Raw genomic sequence first — 17,812 nt, 5'->3', positions numbered from 1 at the left:
CGCGTCACTCCGCTCGAGCGACCACAGAGCGACGATCACGCCAGCGCGTCCGCGATCCACTCGAGGTGCGTTTCGGTCGCCAGCGAATGGTGGTAGATCGAGAGGGAGCCGTCGGTAACCGATCGAACGCCGTCGACGAGGTCGCACAGCTGTTCGCGTCGATCGACGACGTTCGGATCGAGCGTGATGCCGGTATCGACTGGGAGGTCACCGGTGTGGTCGAGGGTCCGGATCCGCTCGCGAGCGAGTTCGGGATCGGAGACGTAACAAATCGCCGTCACCCGGTCGAGATGCTCCTCGAGGTCCGCAAGTCGCACACCGGAGAGAGCCAGATCGGACGGGTCCGAGCCGTACGCTTCCATCGCGTAATAGTTGAGCGGCGCTGAGCCCGCGGCGTCGGCGAGGCGTTCGAGCAGTCGTTCGACGACGGTCGCTCGAAAGTCGAAGAGATTGCCGAGCACCGGCTCGCGTTCGACGATGGCATCGAAAGAGGACGGCGACGCGGTCGGATCGGCGAGCGATCTGCGAACGAGCGCCCGCACGCTCGTCTGGGCCCGCTCGAGGTCGACCGGGTGTGACGCCGCCGCCGCTCGACAGCCGTCACAGAAGCACTGCGAGAGGAGCGCCGCTTCGACGTCGGTCGTCACCGTCTGGTGTTTGTCGTGACCGAACTGCGAACCGTGATCGTGATAGGCGCTCGGAAACCCGATCGACTCGAGCTGAATTTCGTCGACGCCGCGCTCGCGAATCGAGTCGACGACCGCGGCGAAGTACGCCCGGACCTCGGGATGGGACGGACAAAGCGAGTGATCGTGCGCATCGCCGAACGCGCTTTCGATCCGATATTCGGGATTCGTCGCTCCGAGCCGAGAGTTGTGCAAACAGACCGTCCACGCATTAACGGCCATGCCGCGATCGTGGACACCGTCGACGATTTCGGCCAGCGGATCGTCCCACGATCCGACGCGATTGACGGTGGGGTCGATCGGGAGGCGATCGAACGCCTCGTCCGGTTCGAAGTAACAACCGCCGGCGTAGGTCCGAAACAGGTCGGCCGGAAACCGGGGCTGCATCGACCGAACCGAGTGGTAGTGACTGGCGACGTTCACCGCGTCGATGCCGCATTCCGTGAGACGCTCGCACGCGTCAGCGATTCCTTCGCGGGAGAGCGTCCACGGGTACGTCCACACTGCAGGCATACGAGTACAGTCACTGATGAACGGTAAAAGTATTCGGTCCCCGAACAATCGGAAATGAAGACGACAGTTCATCGTTTACCACTATGAAACACGAAGGGAATTAAATCGGATACCCGCTTCGAGAAGGCGAATAGGGGTCGTGGTTCTTCGATGGTGGCCACTGAAACGATTCACACGCTGATCGCACAGCTGTCGTGCGGTCAGGTGTTCAGTGACTTTCAGCGGCCGCTAGAGCCCGAGACTGTTTTCCGATAGATCGGACGGCGATTGATTCGAATTTCCGTCGATCGAACCGTGGTTCGTTTTACCATTCCAAAACAGTACCGTGACGTTTGCAGCAGTCGTTCATCCCCCCGGGGCGCTCGAGTTCGATACGCGAAAACGGGATTGATCGGCTTTCGAGCCAGATATCGGCCGATTCCGTGAAGTGAGTAAGCGATTTCGGAACGAAAATACGATCACTCGACGAGAGTCAATTACGTGCCTATGGGTGTAATCAAAGAGAGCGGGTTTGGTTTTACGGTGGAGGGCAACGGCGCCGATGCGTTCTCGCAGCTATCATCGTTTGACAGCACAAAACGACTGTGCAGCAGGCCCGCTGCCGCGTACTCGTCCCGAAAACGCGGACAACGTCATTGTTCCCAGGGACGATCGATCACGCCCCGTCCGTCGCGTTCGGCCACCTCGACGAGCCACTCGAGACAGTCGACGTACGCGTCGGCGGTTTCCGGATACACCGTCTCTTCGGCCTCGCGGAGCGCGGAGAGCGTCTCGATCGCCGCCTCGTACTCGGCCACCGCCTCTCGTGGCGTTCGATCGCCAAGCGAGCGATTCGCGTGTGCGGGCAGACTGGGGTCGGACCGCTTCCAGTCCGTCGGCAGAATCGTTCCGCCGAGTTCGCGGTAGATATCGAATCCGTCGGGCAGGTATGGCCCAAGTGTATGTCGCGTCAACGCCCGTGAGAACGACGAGTGGTCCGTGATCGGAGCCCCGTTCCAGAGCCGATCGGCAAAGACGGGAATTGCCGACGGAAGTGCGCGCTCGAAGTACTCGCGAGCCGGTTCGTCGGACGGTTCCCAGGCGAGGAGCTCGCCGCCCAGAACCCGTTCCTCGCGGTTCTCGGGAACCGACGGTCGCCGTTTCGGTTCCCAGCCGAGGACGTACTCCTCGGTGATCCACCCGTTGACGTAGGCCGCGTGAACGTACGAGTTGACGACATCGAACTCTTCCTCCAGAAATCGCGCCATGCTACACCCCTCGATTGGACCGCGACCCGGTCCCGCGACGCGCCAAAACTGGATCGTGACGTCTCGCGGCAGGTCCGGTGATTCGGAGATGTCGATCTGGTCGTTCCAGAGCGTCGTCCGCCGGTCGTGCTCCTCGAGGAACTCGTGAATGTGGCGAACGAACGCGTAGAAGTGTTCGGTGGCCGTCTCGGACCCATCCGCTGCCATCTTCGCTCGACAGTCGACGCACTCGTCCCACGAGTGGCCCAGCATCTCCCACTCGTCGCCGCCGATGTGGACCACGTCGAACGGGAACCGTTCGATCACCTCCTCGAGTAACGTTTCGACGAACTCGATCGTCTCGCGGTTGCCGAGACATATCGTCCGCTCGCTGGCGTCGCCGTCCTCGACGGTACACTGGAGTTCGGGATACGTCTCGAGGATGTGGCGCGCGTGGGCCGGCATGTCGATTTCGGGGACGATTTTAATTCCGCGACGCCCCGCGTAGTCGACCAGTTCGGCGACGTCCGCCGACGAGTACGCCGGATGTTCGGTTCCGTCCGAATCCCGATTCAACTCGGGATGTGCCTCGGACTCGAGCGCGTAGGACTCGTCGTCGAGCAGGTGGAGATGAAGCCGGTTCAGTTTCGCCCGCGCGGCCTGATCGATCCGGCGCTTCACCCGGTCGACCGGCAGAAAGCCACGCGCCGGGTCGAGCATGAATCCCCGCCAGCTCGTCGCCGGCCAGTCGTGGATCTCGCCGGCCGGGAACACTGGTCGATCGTGGTCGTCTCGAACCGTGAGCGCTGTGACGACCGTCTGGCAGCCGTATCGGAGCCCGTCGACAGTCGACGCGCGAATCGTGACGGTATCGTCGTCGGTTTCGAGGACGTACCCCTCGGGGTCGTCGAACTCCGAAGAGGGACGGTCGTCGATCGTGAGCCGAACGTCCGGCTCCGTGCCCTCATCGGCCCGGACGACCCGATCGTCGATCTCTCGCTCGAGGAGCGTCTCGAACAGACCGACCACCGGTGTCGCTTTCTCTTCAGTCGTCCCGATCACGACGGGAGCGTCGAACTGGACGACACCCTCCGTCGTGTCGACTCGGCGCGGTCGCGGAACGGCGCGTCGCTCTGTCGCTGTCATGCGTTATCGGGCACCAATACGGGCGGTCGTCTTAATCGTTTTCACCGCTTCGGAATCGACGCCACGCTCGAGTCGCCGTCACGGACTCGCGTCGTGGGGTACCGCCCACCAGTATTTATGATGTTCCGCAGAGAGAATACGACAAATGGTGATCCAGTCAGTGTTATTCGGCGAGGATTCGACCAACTCGACGATGCCACCGGCCGACTCGCGTTGCGGCCGCGAACGGAAGACGGGGAGCAAAGCATGACCGACCCCGACGGACCGCGGCTCGCAACGCCGGACGAGTTCCCGGAGCTGATGGCGCTCCTGGATCGGTACTTCTCCAACGAGCGCGGTGGCATGGCGGCACGACTCCCGTTCGCCTACGATCGAGATCACAGCGACCGGCATGCGATTATCGTCGAAGACGGGCGGATCGTAAGTCACATCGCGGCAATCCCCCAGACGCTCTCGATCGGAACGGGAACGATCGAGTGTTGGGGCATCGGCGGCGTCGCGACTGACCGACGGTATCGGGGCAACGGCTACATGAGTCAACTCCTCGAGTTCTGGTTCGACAGGATGGATGAACGCGGCGTTCCGCTCTCGGATCTCAGTGGGAACCGACAGCGCTACGGTCACTTCGGCTACGAGCTGTCGGGGAACGAGCACCGGTACGTTCTCGATGACCGGTCGTTCGACGGCGAACCGATCGCCTCCGAATCGGTTGTCGGCTACGACACTGACGAACAGCTCGAGACGCTCCACGGGATCCACGAGGCTGAACCGTATCGCGTCGTCCGTGACCGGACGGACGCTCGGACCGTCTTCGGTCAGCGCGGTCTGGAGACGCTCGTCTACGAGGATGACGGCGGTGACGACGACCCGGCGTACGTGAGCTTCACTCGCGAGAGTCCGAAGCGAACGATCGAAGAGTTCGGTGGTTCGGAAGCCGGCCTCGAGGCGCTGCTCTCGCACGTGCTGGCTGTGTACGACCTGACCGAACTGACAGCTCGCGTGCCACCGTGGCACCCCCTCGAGCCCGTGTTCGCTCGCCACAGTAGAATCTGGTCGGCCCATCCGCATCGGAAGCTCCGCATCTGTGACCTCCACGGGCTCCTCGAAGCGTTCCGCGGTCAGCTCGAAGACCGGTGGATCCAGAGCGGTCGAACGGAACAGGGATCGATTGAGTTCGGGATCGTGGACGGCGAGTCGGTCCGCGTCGCCTACGGACCTGCGTCGGTGTCGATCGAACCGGAGACGGGAGCGCCGGATCTCGAACTCGAGCGGACGACGCTGACGTCGCTGTTGTTCGGCCTGCCGAACCGGTGTGAAGCCCTGCGAGCGACCGATCCGTTCCTCGAGACGGTCCTCCCGCTCAGGTTCTTCGTGTGGGCGACGGAGCACGTCTGATAAGGGGGGACCCGCCCTCTCTCTGACGGAAATGCGCTCACCGCTTGCTGGGCCGAGTCGGCCGTTCCTCGCTCTGGAAGATCTGGCGTTGGAAGCTCCAGTCCAGTCCGGCTGTCAGTCCGCCGTCGACGACGAGGCTGGTTCCGTTGACGAACGAGGACATCTCGGAGGCGAGAAAGAGCGCCGCAGCAGCCACTTCGTCCGGGGTCCCGAATCGCCCGGCGGGATACTGGTCGATCCACTGATCGCGCTGGGTCCACTCGCCGTCGTGTTCGGCGGAATCACGGCTCTCACCGACCTCGTTCATGGCTCTGTCGCGGCGATCCGTCTCGATGGTTCCCGGACAGACGACGTTCGAACGGATGCCGTGATGACCGTACTGCGTCGCGATGAGCCGCGAGAGGCCGAGGACGCCGCTCCGGGCCGACGAATAGGCGATCTGGCCGATACCGTCGATGCCGTTAACCGAGGACATGTGGACGATCGAACCGCCGCCGCTTTCGACCATCGCCGGGGCTACCTCGCGCGACACCAGAAACAGCGATTTGAGATTGAGTTCGACGGTTCGGTCCCACGCTTCCTCGTCGATCCGGTGAAGGTTGTCGTCGTCGATCGAGCCGCCGGCATTACTGACGAGGACGTCGATGCCGTCGAACCGCTCGAGAGTTGCGTCGACCATCGCTTCGATCTCGTCGGTGGCTGTGACGTCGCACGGAAGGCCGATAGCGTCGACGCCGTGGTCGACACGCAACTGTTCTGCGACCGTCGTTACGTCGTCTTCGCTTCGCGAGCAGACGACGAGGTTCGCGCGCTCCGCTGCGAACCGCTCGGCGATCGCTCTCCCGATTCCGCGAGTGGCACCGGTGACGATCACCGTTTTCTCCGTGAGCAATGCGGACATTACGCTCGGGATATACGTGGCTTTCGTCTTAATTGATCGGGTTACCGATCACGATGCGACGAGAATCGAGTACGGTCGTCGTACGGGGGCAGAATTATATGGGATGCCAAATCACTTATCATAGATGATCGAGACCGGAATGCTCGGGTTAGACACCAGTCATCCCAAAAAGTTTGCGTCGGTTCTCACTGACCGCGACGATACCACCGTCGGCGCAGTCTGGGATAGCGGGGACAGACGAAACGATACGTACATAGACGAGTTTTGTACCGATCACGATGCGACCCGGTACGACGACTCCCGCGCGATGATCGACGCGGTCGACGCCGTGATGGTCCTGACCGTCGACTGGTGTACGCATCGGCCGCTCGCCGTCCCCTTCCTCGAGGCGGGCGTGCCGACGATGATCGACAAACCACTCGCTGGTTCCGTTTCCGACGTCGACGCGATCGCCGCCGCGGCCAAGCGGGGAGACGCCCCGTTGTACGGCGGTTCGGCGGTTCCGTTTCATCCGGCCGTTTCGGCGTTGCCCGAGACGAATCCGGAGACGCTGTTCTGTTCGGGCTACGGCGATCCGTTTTACTACGGCGTCCACCTGATCGACGCCGCTCGATCGGTGCTCGGCGTCGACTGGATCCGGATCGAACCGGTCGACAGCGACGGTCACGTGACGGCGGTCCACTTCGAGGACGGATCGACCGTCACGTTCGATTTCGACGGGTCAGAACAGGACGGCACGTTCGCCTTCCTTTCCGTCGGTGACAGGACGGATACCGTGACGATCGAGAGTACAGTTCCGGAACTCGAGCGGATGTACGACCCGTTCCTCGACGGGTTCGTCGCGGCGGCGCGCGGTGAGCGCGACGATCGGCATCGACTGATCGACGGTGCGCGGATGCATCTCGGTGTGCAGACGGCCATCGAGGAGGGGACGCCGGTCTCGTCCGAGGCGGACGTGATACCCGCGGCGACATCGGTCGACAGTACACCGTTTCTGGCCGACTACGAACCGTACTACTGAGCCGGACCGACGTGCGCGAGTTCGATTCGCTCGAGAGTCACTCGGCTCGTCGCTGCTCGCGACTCCTACAGTCGAGGACGCCGATAGTCCGGACGACGTCACCGGACCACCGCCGCGGAGGTCGTGGGAATCACGAACGAAACCCCGCGCAAGCGAGGGAGATCACGCTCGACCGCACACCGTCTCTCACAGCGCTCTCTACGGTCCGATCGGCTCACGCGACCGGTAGAATATTGACACCACACCGCACAGGAAGACTATGGACGATTCGACAGCGACGATCGAAGCGTTATCGCTGGAAGCGAAGGTGGGACAGTTGCTCCACGTGGGAATCGGCCTCGGTCACCTCGAGACGGAAACGGGGTGGCCCGACGAGGAGATGAAAACCGTCATCGAGGAGATTCAGCCTGGAGCGGTCCGGGTGTACGGTTCGCACGCGGTGACTCCGCACTTCATGGCGCAGTACGCGAACCGGCTCCAGCAGTGGGCGACGCGGACATCCCACGGAATCCCTCTGTTACTCTCCTGTGACTGCGAGTACGGGGCCGTGGACATCGTCGAACACGGTACTCGAGCGTATCCGGCACTCATGGGTCGAACCGCGGCGGGCGATCTCGACCTCGCGAGAGACGTTTCCGCCGCCGTCGCGCGCGATATGCTGGCGATGGGACTGAACACGAGCCACCAACCGGTCGTCGACGTCAACACGAACCCCGACAACCCGGTGATCGGCGTCCGATCGCCCGGGAGTGATCCCGAGACGGTCTCCGAGTACGCAACGGCGGCGCTCGACGGAATTCACGCCACGAACCAGATCGCGGTGGCGAAACACTTCCCCGGCCACGGCGACACCGCCGAGGACTCCCACCACGAGTTGCCCCACGTCACCTACGACCGGGAAACGCTGGAACGGGTACACCTCCCGCCGTTCGAGACGATGATCGAGGAAGGCGTCGACTGTCTCATGACCTCGCACATCGTCGTCGACTGTCTTGATCCGGATCTGCCGGCGACTCTCTCTCGGCCGGTTCTCACGGACCTGCTTCGGGATGACCTCGGCTTCGACGGCGTCGTCATCACCGACGCGATGATGATGGACGCGATCGCCGACAACTACGGCGTCGGCGAGGCCGCGGTCCGAGCCCTCGACGCCGGCGTCGATCTCCTCCTCACCGGGTACGTCCCCGCCACCGACCTCCGCGAGATGCGCGACGCGATCGTCGACGCGGTCACGTCCGGCGACATCCGCGAGTCGCGCATCGACGAGTCGGTCGAGCGGATCCTGGCGCTAAAGGACGCGTATGACCTCTCCGAGCGGCGGCGCGTCGATCCGCTCGAGGCGCTTGAAACGACCGGAAGCCGTGCGCACGAATCGATCGCTGCGGCCGCGTACGAACGGTCCTACACTGTTCTCGACGGCGGGGACGTCCTGCCGCTGCCCGACGACGTGGACGTCCTCCTGACCGGTATCAGGGGCGTTCGCTCACTCGAACCGCGGTTCGACGCCGCGTTCGGCGACGTCGTCGGCCGTTCGCTCGCTCCGAGCGACGGACGGACGCTCGCCGATCCAAAACCCCCGATCGAACCCGAATCGCTCGATACCCGCCTCGAAACCCTTCGATCGATCGCCGATACCGTCGACATCGCGGTCGTCACGACGTACACCCGGGAGGAATTCCCGGACGGACAGCGACGAGTCGTCGACACGCTGTCCGACGCGCTTCCGGTCGTCGTCGTCTCGCTCGGGCTGCCCAACGAGTACGAGCGGTTGCCCGACGACATCGCGTACGTCGCGACATACGTCCAGGACAGACTCGGCATGCCAGAACCGATCCCTGAAACGGCCGGCCGGGCTCTCGTAACGGTTCTCGGTCGGGAGACGAAACCGCTCGAGTCGCTCCCTCTCGAACGCCAGATCGAGTGAGTTGATCACACGAAACCGACGGGATCGAATCGCATTTACTCGCGAGACCAGGTCGCCGTCAACGGGATCCTGACATCGTCGTCCTCGTCGATAATGTAATTATAACCGCCCGCTTCGAGTTGTTCGGAATCGACGAAGTCGCGGGTGAAGGTTTTATCGCCGACGTCGACCGTTACGATGTTCCCCCCGCCGTCGCCGATCGCTTCGATCGGATACGCGCCGTTGCCTCGGCCGCGCTGGTCGCGACCTTCGATCGGGTTCGTCGGGTCAGGCTCGCCGCGCCAGGGATCCGAGTTGTCGTTGTCGACGTAGACGAAGCCGGCGTGCCGCTCGAGTTCCGGTGGGTGGCCGCTGCCGATCCGAACCGCGAGTTCGTTCTCGAGCGACATTCCCTCCGTGAAGTCCTCGACGAACCCCTTGATTTCGCTGTACGCCTCCTGGACTATCGGCCCGCTACCGAGGGGAGCCAGCCGTCTGCCGTCGTGGACGTAGGCGTATTCGGGGTCGTCGTCTTCGACCGAGTAGACGCCGAAGAACCCCTTGAACTCGAACGTCTCGTCGACGACGAGGGTGGCGTTCTCGTCGAACGCACAGACGATGTAGTCGGTCCGCCCGCTCGTGAGTTCCACCCTGACCGCGTGGGCCTCGCCGCCGGTGACGTCGACTTTCTCGACGGAGTCGACGACGCGTTCACCCTCGTAGTGCTCGATCGTCGAAACGAACGTGCTCTCGAGGTCCGACCCGCTGCGGTTGAGGAACGCGTACCGGATGCTGGGCTCGGGCTCAGCGCTGCTGGAGCTCTGTGGCGGATAGCCGTCCGCGAGTGCGACATCGTCGAAGTCGCCGAAGGAGGTCAGCCGCATGCGGACGGCCTCGGCGTCGTCGTCGCGGACATCGAAGTGATCCTCCACGTCCCATTCCACCGCGATTTTTTCGCCGGGATCGCGATCGCGTTCGACGTTGTCGAAGTAGTTGAAGCCAGCACCCGCCGTGCGCGCGCCGTCCGCATCGTACATCGCTTCGTCGTACGTGCCGTCCCCGAAGGGGACGTCCTCGCCGGCCAGAGTACCGCCCTCCTGGGCGACGAGATGGAGCCCCTCGGTCGACACGTCCGCCTTCGTTCCGTGGAAGCTAAAGCGGTGATCGTCACCGCCCTCGACCGTGAAGAAGTCGACCGCGTAGGAGTGCTCGTCGTCGACGGTGATCATGGCGGTCGTCCGGCGGTATTCGTCGGTTTGGTCGTAGACGTTCGGTGCCTCGACGTCGATCAGGTTCACGCGCTCGTCGTTCCCCTCGAAGTGTCGCGGCTCACCGACCCAGTGGTGTTTCTGGCCCCCTTCGTCGACCACGACCGTGTTGTGACTGAGCGTGTTGTCCGTGAAGAACTGCCGGGGCGCGTAGGTTCCGGTCCGTTCGGGGTATCCGAGGTCCCGCGCGAGTTCCATCTCGTTGGCCGCGATCCCGATGTTCAGCGCGTCGCGGTGGCCGTGTGGGGTACCGCCGCCGCCGATCCCGTTCCGTCCGTAGTACAGCCAGACCGCGCGTTTGGCGTTGCCCAGTTCGGCGGCGTCGTCTCTCCGGGCCCGGTCTTCCTCGTCGAGCAACGTAAGGGAGTACAGGGCCATTTTGTAGCCGCTCGAGTCCGCGTTCTTGCCGACGTTCACCCACCGTATTGTGTTCGTGCCTTCCGGCAGCGCTTCGACGGACGACAGGACGTCGCGACCGCTCCCACCGGCCATGAAATCGACAGTATCGACGTGTTCGCCGTTGAGGTACAGCTCGTAGATGCCGTAGCTGGAGGTGAACAGCGCCTCGTGTTCGAGTTCGTACTCACCGGCCACGTCGACATCGAACGTGAAGGACCACTGTTCACCTTCCTGCTCGGCCTCGAGCTGGATCGCCTCCTCGAAGCTATCGTTGATCGCTGTCGAGGCATCGTTGAATAGTATGGACGTGTCGAAGACCGTCCCGAACTGCTGATTCATGTAGTTCTCTCCGTCGCGAAGCGCCGCGAATCCGTAGCCCGCGAGGTTCTGACTCGGCAGATCCAGCGGCCCTTCGGCGTTGACGATCGACTGGATTTCGTCACCGAGTCGATCGGGATCGGCGTCGTAGATGGAGCCGCGGATCCCCGTCGTCGAGTACCCGTTCACGAAGTGCCATAACTGTGCGAATCGGGAATCCCCGGTCACTTCGTAGCCGTCTTCGATCCCCGACTGGCTTACCCAGTTGTCACCGCTGTAGGCGTGGGTGTCGCCGATCTCGGGGACCAGAGTATCGAGCAGAATGAGGTCGGAATTGATCCCGAGCGCCTGTTGCATCTTCGGGTGTTGGTAGAGATCCGCCCCGTCGAAGCCGTCGTAGCCCTTGAGAACCTCGGCCACCTGGCGGATCGACGCCATCTGGATCCGGTTGTACAGCGGCGCAGCCTCGTGCCAGTATCCGTCTCGATCACACTGATTGATCAGCGGGGTCAGGACCTCGCCACCGGTCGTGACCCAGTTCTCCGGCTCTTCGTTCCAGACGTCGCCGACGAACTGCTCGCCGCCGGGCTGGAAGAGCCACTCGAGCGCCTCTCGAGTGTATCCGTTTTCTCGGACATCGTCTTGAACACGTGCCGAGAGGGCGACCGCCGGGCGCTGTCCTCTGGACGGGACGAGATCGGACTCTTTCGCGGCCGGAAGCATCTCCTGGATGAAGTTCTCCTCGATGTTCTCGCGGATCTGTCGGACCGAGCCCTTGCCGTCCAATCCCGGAAACTCTTCGGTCTTCCGTTCGAGGAACCCGATCACCTCGTTGCTGACCTCGTCGTCCTCGAGCGCGGGGAAGAACGCGTCGTAGGCAGGCATGAGATCGCGGACGAGGTTCGTCTCCCACGACCCCCCGAGGATGCGTCCGGTCTGGCGGCCGCCGTGGTTATTCATGAAGCCGTCGCTCTGTTTATACTCCCAGATCGACATCTCCGGGTAGACGTCCGCGATGCGATCGAGTACGACCAGACCGGCAACGGCGTATGTCGGATCGCCGGTCAACAAGTACGCGTCCTGAAGTGCGACGACGAGTCGACGGACTCCACCGGGTCGCCAGACGAACCAGTGGTTGTAGTAGGCGACGAAGTTCCAGCGGTTGCCCTCGCCGGCGCCGAGATCGTCGTCTTCGTCGACCCACCCCCAGCCGTCGTCGACGCCCCATCCGTCGCCCATCTCGGGGTGTTCCTCGTTGACCAGCAGCGAGTCGTCGGCTAGTTCGGGATCGAACATGCCCCGTTCGTCCAGACCGCTCTGGCGATAGGCTCCGAAGTCGTTCGTCGGGACGACCAAGTTCCCGTCCCCGTTCGGGTTCTCGACCGTCGTCTCGATCTTCCAGCGTCGGTCAGTGCCGGGATCGGAATAGCCACCCAGGATATTGCGTTCGGCCGAGACGCCTCCTCCTCGAGGGATGTCCTGGGACGTGATCAGGCTCCAGAGACTGTCGAGATCCGGCCCCCACCGATCCAGGAGCCCATTTGCCGTCTCGACAGCGGAGTCTCGTCTGCTTTCAGCCCAGTCGTACTCAGTGACGTTTTGACGGGCGTTCTGGCGCATCTCCGCCGTCCAGACCGTTGGCCGAGTCTTCCGGTGAGACGCGTCGTCTTCGGCGGCTCGCGTCGTTTCGGATCCGGCGAGCAGCCCGCCGACGATTCCCGCTCCCGTTGTGGCGAGAAACGACCGACGGAGAACGTCGATATCCGGTGATCGATCAATTACGGTACAGAGACCGTCGTGTTGCCACCTGGGTGTGCTAGTAGTTGGATTGTCACTCGCCATCACCATGCATAACAGTATCCGCGAACATATATGCTTGGTTGAGTATCACTGACCGATTACTATCCAAACTACAATCGTCTCGAGAAGGAGAGAAATCGGGAGGTGCCGTCGTCGAAGACGAAGCGCAGCGGGGCGTGACAGCAACCGACGCGAGCGTTCGACCGTACGATGCGCACAGCACAGTCGGTTCCATCGATTTCCGGGTTCGATCGGACGGACGTCGCATTCAATCGTGGAGCGAATGCGTGCTCGTGGCCGGCGTTACTTCGGTGAGATATACCCTCGCTTCGCGGCGCGGAACCCGCCGCGGTACGCTTTCCACTCGTCATTGACGTCGAACTCCCAGTTATTGGTGTTCCCCCACGAACCGCCCATCATCTCGAACAGGTCGATCCCCGGCAGATAGAAGTTCCAGTACCGGGCGAACGTCTGTACGAGTTCTTGATTCCGTTCTTCGGACTGCGTGGTCATCCACTCCTGATAGAGTTCGTAGAGATTGACTTCTTCTGTCGACCCGGAGAGGTCCTCTTGACCGATTTCCGTCGGAATCTCGACGATCAACTCTTTGCCGTTGTACGGCGACCGGTCCTGACCGTCTTCGAGCGCACCCTCGATGACGTTCGCATCGCCGAGATCGTTGCCGTGTTTGTGAGTGGGCCGGAAATAGTAGGACGGATGTGCGATCAGCGCTCCGTGATTGCCCATCGTCAGGTCGAAATCGACGCTATCCTCCGTCCGATCGTTGTATGTCGCACCCTCTAGAACGGATAGATCCACTTCGAATCCGAACTGTGAGAGCTGGTCCGTAACGGTCCGAGCGGGATTGTCGGCCCACTGTGGGACGGCTATCTCGAGCCCGACCGTGTCCCCGCCGTCGTCCAGCCAGCTCTCACCGTCGTGTTCGTATCCCGCCGATTCCATCAGTTCGGTCGCCCCCTCTTCGTCCGCTTCCGTGGGGTAATCGATGAAGTCGTCGACGGAGTCACCGAGCTTGTCTTCCGTCACGAGCTCCGGAAGTCCGGTCTGTCGGGATCGGACCGTACTCTCCGGAGTGAAGTTCGTGGAGACGTGCTCGAGATTAATCACGTGAGCGATCGCGCGACGGACTTCCAACGTGCGCATGTGCTCGGCGGCAGGCCCTTGCATCATGAACTCGAGCTTGCGCATGAACGTATCCTGGTACGGGGCGAGCATTTCCACGTTGTTCGTATTCTGATCGCCGATCCAGTTTGATAACCGACCGAACCCGAAGTCGAGATCGCCGCCCATGATCTGCTGGGCAACCGCCTCGTCCGCCGCGAGAACGTACTCGAGCTTGTCGATATTTATCTGGTCGGCGTACGGGTGCTCGTCGTACAGTTCGCAGTGGATCCCCTGTTCGTCGAAGTCGACGATTTCGAACGGACCCATACCGAGGCCCTCGTCGGCGACCGTCGAAATGTGTAGCGGCATTTCCTCGACCATCCGTTTCTCTATATCGACTCGTTCCTCTTCTGTCGAAGCGTCTTGGAGTTCCTCGGCCCACGGGCGGAACTTGTCGCGGTGACCACGCATCATTGCGCCGAGATACCCGCCAAGATTGTACTCGACGAGCTGTGGATTCTGCGGCTCCTTGTACTCCCGAATGATCGTTTGACCGTTGTTTTCGAGGGAAAGCTGTTCGTAGTTGCTGGACCCGGGGTTGAGGAGGCGGGCGACTTCACCGTACCAGTACTTGTCCGCGGCGTTGACCACGTCACCGTTCCACCAGTAGAACTCGTCGTTGTGGTGGACCGTTAGTTCCTGTGAATTCTCGTCGTACTCCCAGTCTTCAATCATCTCGTGCGAGATCGATCCGTCGGAGTAGTACCGAAGAACTGGCTCGAGTAGTAACCACGTCGGGTTCCACGGGTAGCTGGGGGCCCACGTGTTGAAATTCATCTCGGTCGGGATCGACGAGTGGAACGTCGTGATTGTGCCGTCGTTATCGGAGCTCCCACCGAGACAGCCGGCGACTCCACCCGTCACCGCCGCCGCGCCCGCGGCCATCATCTTCCGCCGTGTGATGAACTCACTGGCCGAATCGATGGAGTCATGTCTGTTATAATCTGGCATACGCTAACTGTATTCACATGCAGAGAATAAATACCATTTTATATTAAATCCGATAATACTGTTCCCTGATCATACTCTCCCTGCTCTAGATTGCCGCTACGAGCGGAAGAACTGAAACGGTTTCCACATCGATTGCACAGTCCGCGGTTCTCGCTCACTCTGTTCGCTCCGAACCGCGCCGCTCCGAACCGCGCTCCCGTCGTGCGATCGGTGCGCACTGACTATCAGCGGCTACTCGAGAGAATTTGTCTCGTCGAACGATTGGTGAGCGTGAGGGGATCGCACACGTCTAGTAGCGACTGATGAGTACCAGGAGGACATAGAATGTACCCCCGAGAGCGATCGCTGAGAGACCGAATACGCCGAGCATCCCGGCAATGACCCCGTCCTGTTGTGTGAGCGAGATGCTATCGAAGATCCCCCCCACGAGCAACATCACAACGCCTATCACCACGATCGATAGCAGGAACGATCCCCGGAGCATCGTGAGGACACGATAGAGGCGTTCGCTCGATGTATTCGGATCTGAATCAGTTTGTGTTGACAGCACGCTTTATCCGTAGATCACTGGCTAATACCATAAATGTTGGCCTCAGTCCCCTGCTGGATCGGATTCCAGCCGCAATCGAATCGGATGAACGCCGAGCAACAACCCACGCATCGATCGGGACTGTTGACCGTTCAGCGGTGACTAGCGGTGAATGCGTCAGCAATAGAATTACACCGAATTGGAGGAAGTGCGTCAACAGACGGGACGGCAACTGCGGAGTCAGTTAGGTATCTCCTCCTCGTCAGCACCGGCTTTCTTCGCGTGCCGTGCCCTGATACGGGGATTGAAGACTCGATCCATCCCCTGTGAAAACAGGATGAACCCGAACGAAATGACGATGATCGCCGTCATCGGCCACAACAGCTGGTAGAAGTTACTGAGATTGACGAGGGCGTATCCGTCGGTATAGGCAGTGTCCATCATGATCCCCCAGTTAGCAGTGGTGAACGGGAGTACCCCGAGGAAGTACAGCGCGACGGACTCGAAGATTACCTTTCTCCCGGCCTGCGCCGCGTTAATGAGGATGTACGGCATCAGTTGCGGCGTGATATCTCGTGAGAGGATCGTCCTCGAGGGGAGTCCCATTGTTCGCGAGGCCTCGACGTACGACTCCTCGCGAAGCGTCAGGACTTGTGACCGCAGTGCGCGCGCGAGGCCCGGCCACGCGTCGATTGCGAGGACGACCCCGACCAACCACGCTTGGCGCGGCGGATAAATCGCCGCGATGACGATGACCAGCGGGAGTCCAGGCATCGTCATTACGATGTCCGTGACGGACATGAGGACCGAATCTACTTTCCCGCCCTTGTACCCGGCCGTGACTCCGATGAGAACCGCGAATCCGACGGAAACGATCGCACCGGCGATGACCAACTCGAGCATATCCGGCGTCGCATGGACGAGTTGGCGTCCGATCGGCGAGCCGTAGTTGTCGGCCCCCAGCGGATACTGGAACGAGAGCCACGGGATCGAAATGTATCCGAACGACGCTTGCGTGACGTCGATCCATCCGCCCTGCTCGGTGATGGCGGAGAGACCGCCGTAAAACGGTGGATGATTCACCGGTGCCTGGTTCGTGGCCGGGCTCTTCACTAGCTGCGGTGCCACGGTCCCGGTAAAGGCGAACAGCGCGATGACCACGATTCCGAACCGCGTTCGCCAGTCGTTCCACGCAACGCGCCCGGGAGCGAGCACATAGGCATCCAGCGTGCGATCGAAACGCTCCCACTTCGAGAGGTGGACGCTGTCGGCCTCTGCAAGTTGCCCGAACAACTGGTCGTCGCTGAGTTGTGCGCCACCATCCGTGGATGTTTCGTCAGTATGACTCACTTTGACCACCTGACCCTGCTCGCGGGTCGACGATTCCGTACGTGAACTCGGCGAGGAGAATACCAATGAGTGTGATAATGGTGAAAAACAGGAACGAGCCCATTAGGAGGGGATAATCGCGCATGTTGATCGCGTCGAACGTATACCAGCCGACGCCCGGATACGTGAAGATGTATTCGAGGACGACGCTGCTCGAGAACACGGCGGCGATGCCGATCATCATCTGTGTGTACAGCGGCAGGATGGCATTCCGAGCGACATATCTCGTCGCAATTCGGGTCGAACTGATCCCTCGGAGCCGGGCGACACGGAGGTAATCCTCCCCCAGAATCCGAACGGAGTTTCCGCGCATTGCGAGCGCACCGCCACCGAACCCGACGATGAAACTCGACATGATCGGCAGCGTGCCGTGGTGAACGATGCTCGACATGAACTCGATAGTGAGCCCCGGCTCGAGGCTCGTATCGTATCGACCGCCGCCGGGGAACCATCTGAGCTCGTACGCGAAGAAGGCGAGAAAGAGGATGGCACCGACGTAGTACGGGATCGAGTTCAGAAACGTTGCGACGACGGTCATGGAGTTGTCGAACCGAGACCCCTCTGTGTACGCCATCGCGGCACCGAGGAGAATGTTTGCCGTATATCCCAGTGCCAAACCGTAGACGCTGATGAACACTGACCACGGCATCGCCGCGAACAAGATGTCGAACACCGGTTCGCCGTACTGGATCGACTGACCGAAGTCCTGGTACAGGATGATATCTCTCATATATTCAAAGTACTGTAGGTACATCGGTTGATTCGGATCGAAGCCGGTGTGGACCTGTACCATCTGATCGATAACTTCGGGGTCGGCGGCCTGTCCACGTCCCCCCAGCTGTTCCTCGAACTGCGCGCGCATCGCCTGCGCCGGGTTTCCCGGCATCATCCGAAACAGGACGAACGTGATCGTTGTCACGCTAATGAGCGTTACGAACGCGTGTCCGATTCGTTTCCAGTAGTACCCGAATCCGGCCAAAACCCCGATCAGGGTGACTATTACGTTCCAAGATCGTGCTACATACTGTCGCATTAGATGATATTGAATGCTTTCCCATTCCTCATATAGTTTATCCCGTTGGTGGGCTGGCATCGTTCGGAGTAGCTGTTTCCAGTTGCGTACATAATCCTGACAGGTACCCCGTAGTTGAGAACATCGTCACTGTTCCGACCGTCTCCGAA

The 17,812-nt window shown here is 61.4% G+C and carries 10 protein-coding genes; 3 read left to right on the top strand and 7 right to left on the bottom strand.

Annotated elements, in window-relative coordinates:
• Positions 1 to 35: 35 nt before the first annotated feature.
• Both PGX04_RS01510 and PGX04_RS01505 read right to left on the bottom strand, forming a co-directional pair.
• Positions 36 to 1,199: a glycoside hydrolase family protein gene (locus PGX04_RS01510; RefSeq protein WP_273736897.1), complete on the bottom strand. Its 1,164-nt coding sequence runs from the start codon at positions 1,197 to 1,199 to the stop codon at positions 36 to 38.
• A gap of 632 nt (positions 1,200 to 1,831) precedes the next feature.
• Positions 1,832 to 3,571, bottom strand: a complete 1,740-nt coding sequence (locus PGX04_RS01505; protein WP_273736896.1) for a family 20 glycosylhydrolase — start codon at positions 3,569 to 3,571, stop codon at positions 1,832 to 1,834.
• 246 nt (positions 3,572 to 3,817) lie between these two features.
• Here PGX04_RS01505 and PGX04_RS01500 point away from each other — a divergent pair, with 246 nt between their 5' ends.
• Positions 3,818 to 4,966: a GNAT family N-acetyltransferase gene (locus tag PGX04_RS01500; RefSeq protein ID WP_273736895.1), complete on the top strand. Its 1,149-nt coding sequence runs from the start codon at positions 3,818 to 3,820 to the stop codon at positions 4,964 to 4,966.
• Between the two features lie 37 nt (positions 4,967 to 5,003).
• On the opposite strand, the gene PGX04_RS01495 is transcribed toward PGX04_RS01500, so the two are convergent.
• Positions 5,004 to 5,867: an SDR family NAD(P)-dependent oxidoreductase gene (locus PGX04_RS01495; RefSeq protein ID WP_273736894.1), complete on the bottom strand. Its 864-nt coding sequence runs from the start codon at positions 5,865 to 5,867 to the stop codon at positions 5,004 to 5,006.
• A gap of 124 nt (positions 5,868 to 5,991) precedes the next feature.
• Here PGX04_RS01495 and PGX04_RS01490 point away from each other — a divergent pair, with 124 nt between their 5' ends.
• A complete protein-coding gene (locus tag PGX04_RS01490; RefSeq protein ID WP_273736893.1) occupies positions 5,992 to 6,888 on the top strand; it encodes a Gfo/Idh/MocA family protein in 897 nt (298 codons plus the stop codon).
• A gap of 259 nt (positions 6,889 to 7,147) precedes the next feature.
• Positions 7,148 to 8,812 (top strand): glycoside hydrolase family 3 protein, encoded by a 1,665-nt coding sequence (locus PGX04_RS01485; RefSeq protein ID WP_273736892.1) that lies wholly within the window; start codon positions 7,148 to 7,150, stop codon positions 8,810 to 8,812.
• Between the two features lie 35 nt (positions 8,813 to 8,847).
• On the opposite strand, the gene PGX04_RS01480 is transcribed toward PGX04_RS01485, so the two are convergent.
• The 4 genes from PGX04_RS01480 to PGX04_RS01465 all read right to left on the bottom strand — a co-directional run bounded on the left by PGX04_RS01480 (position 8,848) and on the right by PGX04_RS01465 (position 17,609).
• Entirely contained in the window at positions 8,848 to 12,618 is a 3,771-nt protein-coding gene (locus PGX04_RS01480; RefSeq protein ID WP_273736891.1) for a heparinase II/III domain-containing protein, read from the bottom strand.
• Positions 12,619 to 12,879: 261 nt separating this feature from the next.
• Complete coding sequence (locus PGX04_RS01475; RefSeq protein WP_273736890.1) at positions 12,880 to 14,712, bottom strand: ABC transporter substrate-binding protein; 1,833 nt, start codon at positions 14,710 to 14,712, stop codon at positions 12,880 to 12,882.
• A 769-nt stretch (positions 14,713 to 15,481) separates the two neighbouring features.
• On the bottom strand, positions 15,482 to 16,591 hold the full coding sequence (locus tag PGX04_RS01470; RefSeq protein WP_273736889.1) for an ABC transporter permease: 1,110 nt from the start codon (positions 16,589 to 16,591) through the stop codon (positions 15,482 to 15,484).
• On the bottom strand, positions 16,578 to 17,609 hold the full coding sequence (locus PGX04_RS01465; RefSeq protein WP_273736888.1) for an ABC transporter permease: 1,032 nt from the start codon (positions 17,607 to 17,609) through the stop codon (positions 16,578 to 16,580). Before PGX04_RS01465 ends, PGX04_RS01470 begins: the two co-directional genes overlap by 14 nt.
• Positions 17,610 to 17,812: the final 203 nt, after the last annotated feature.

The sequence above is a fragment of the Natrinema soli genome (assembly GCF_028618695.1).
Note: the sequence above shows the minus strand (reverse complement) of the source record. Positions and strands in the feature narration are given on the sequence as shown.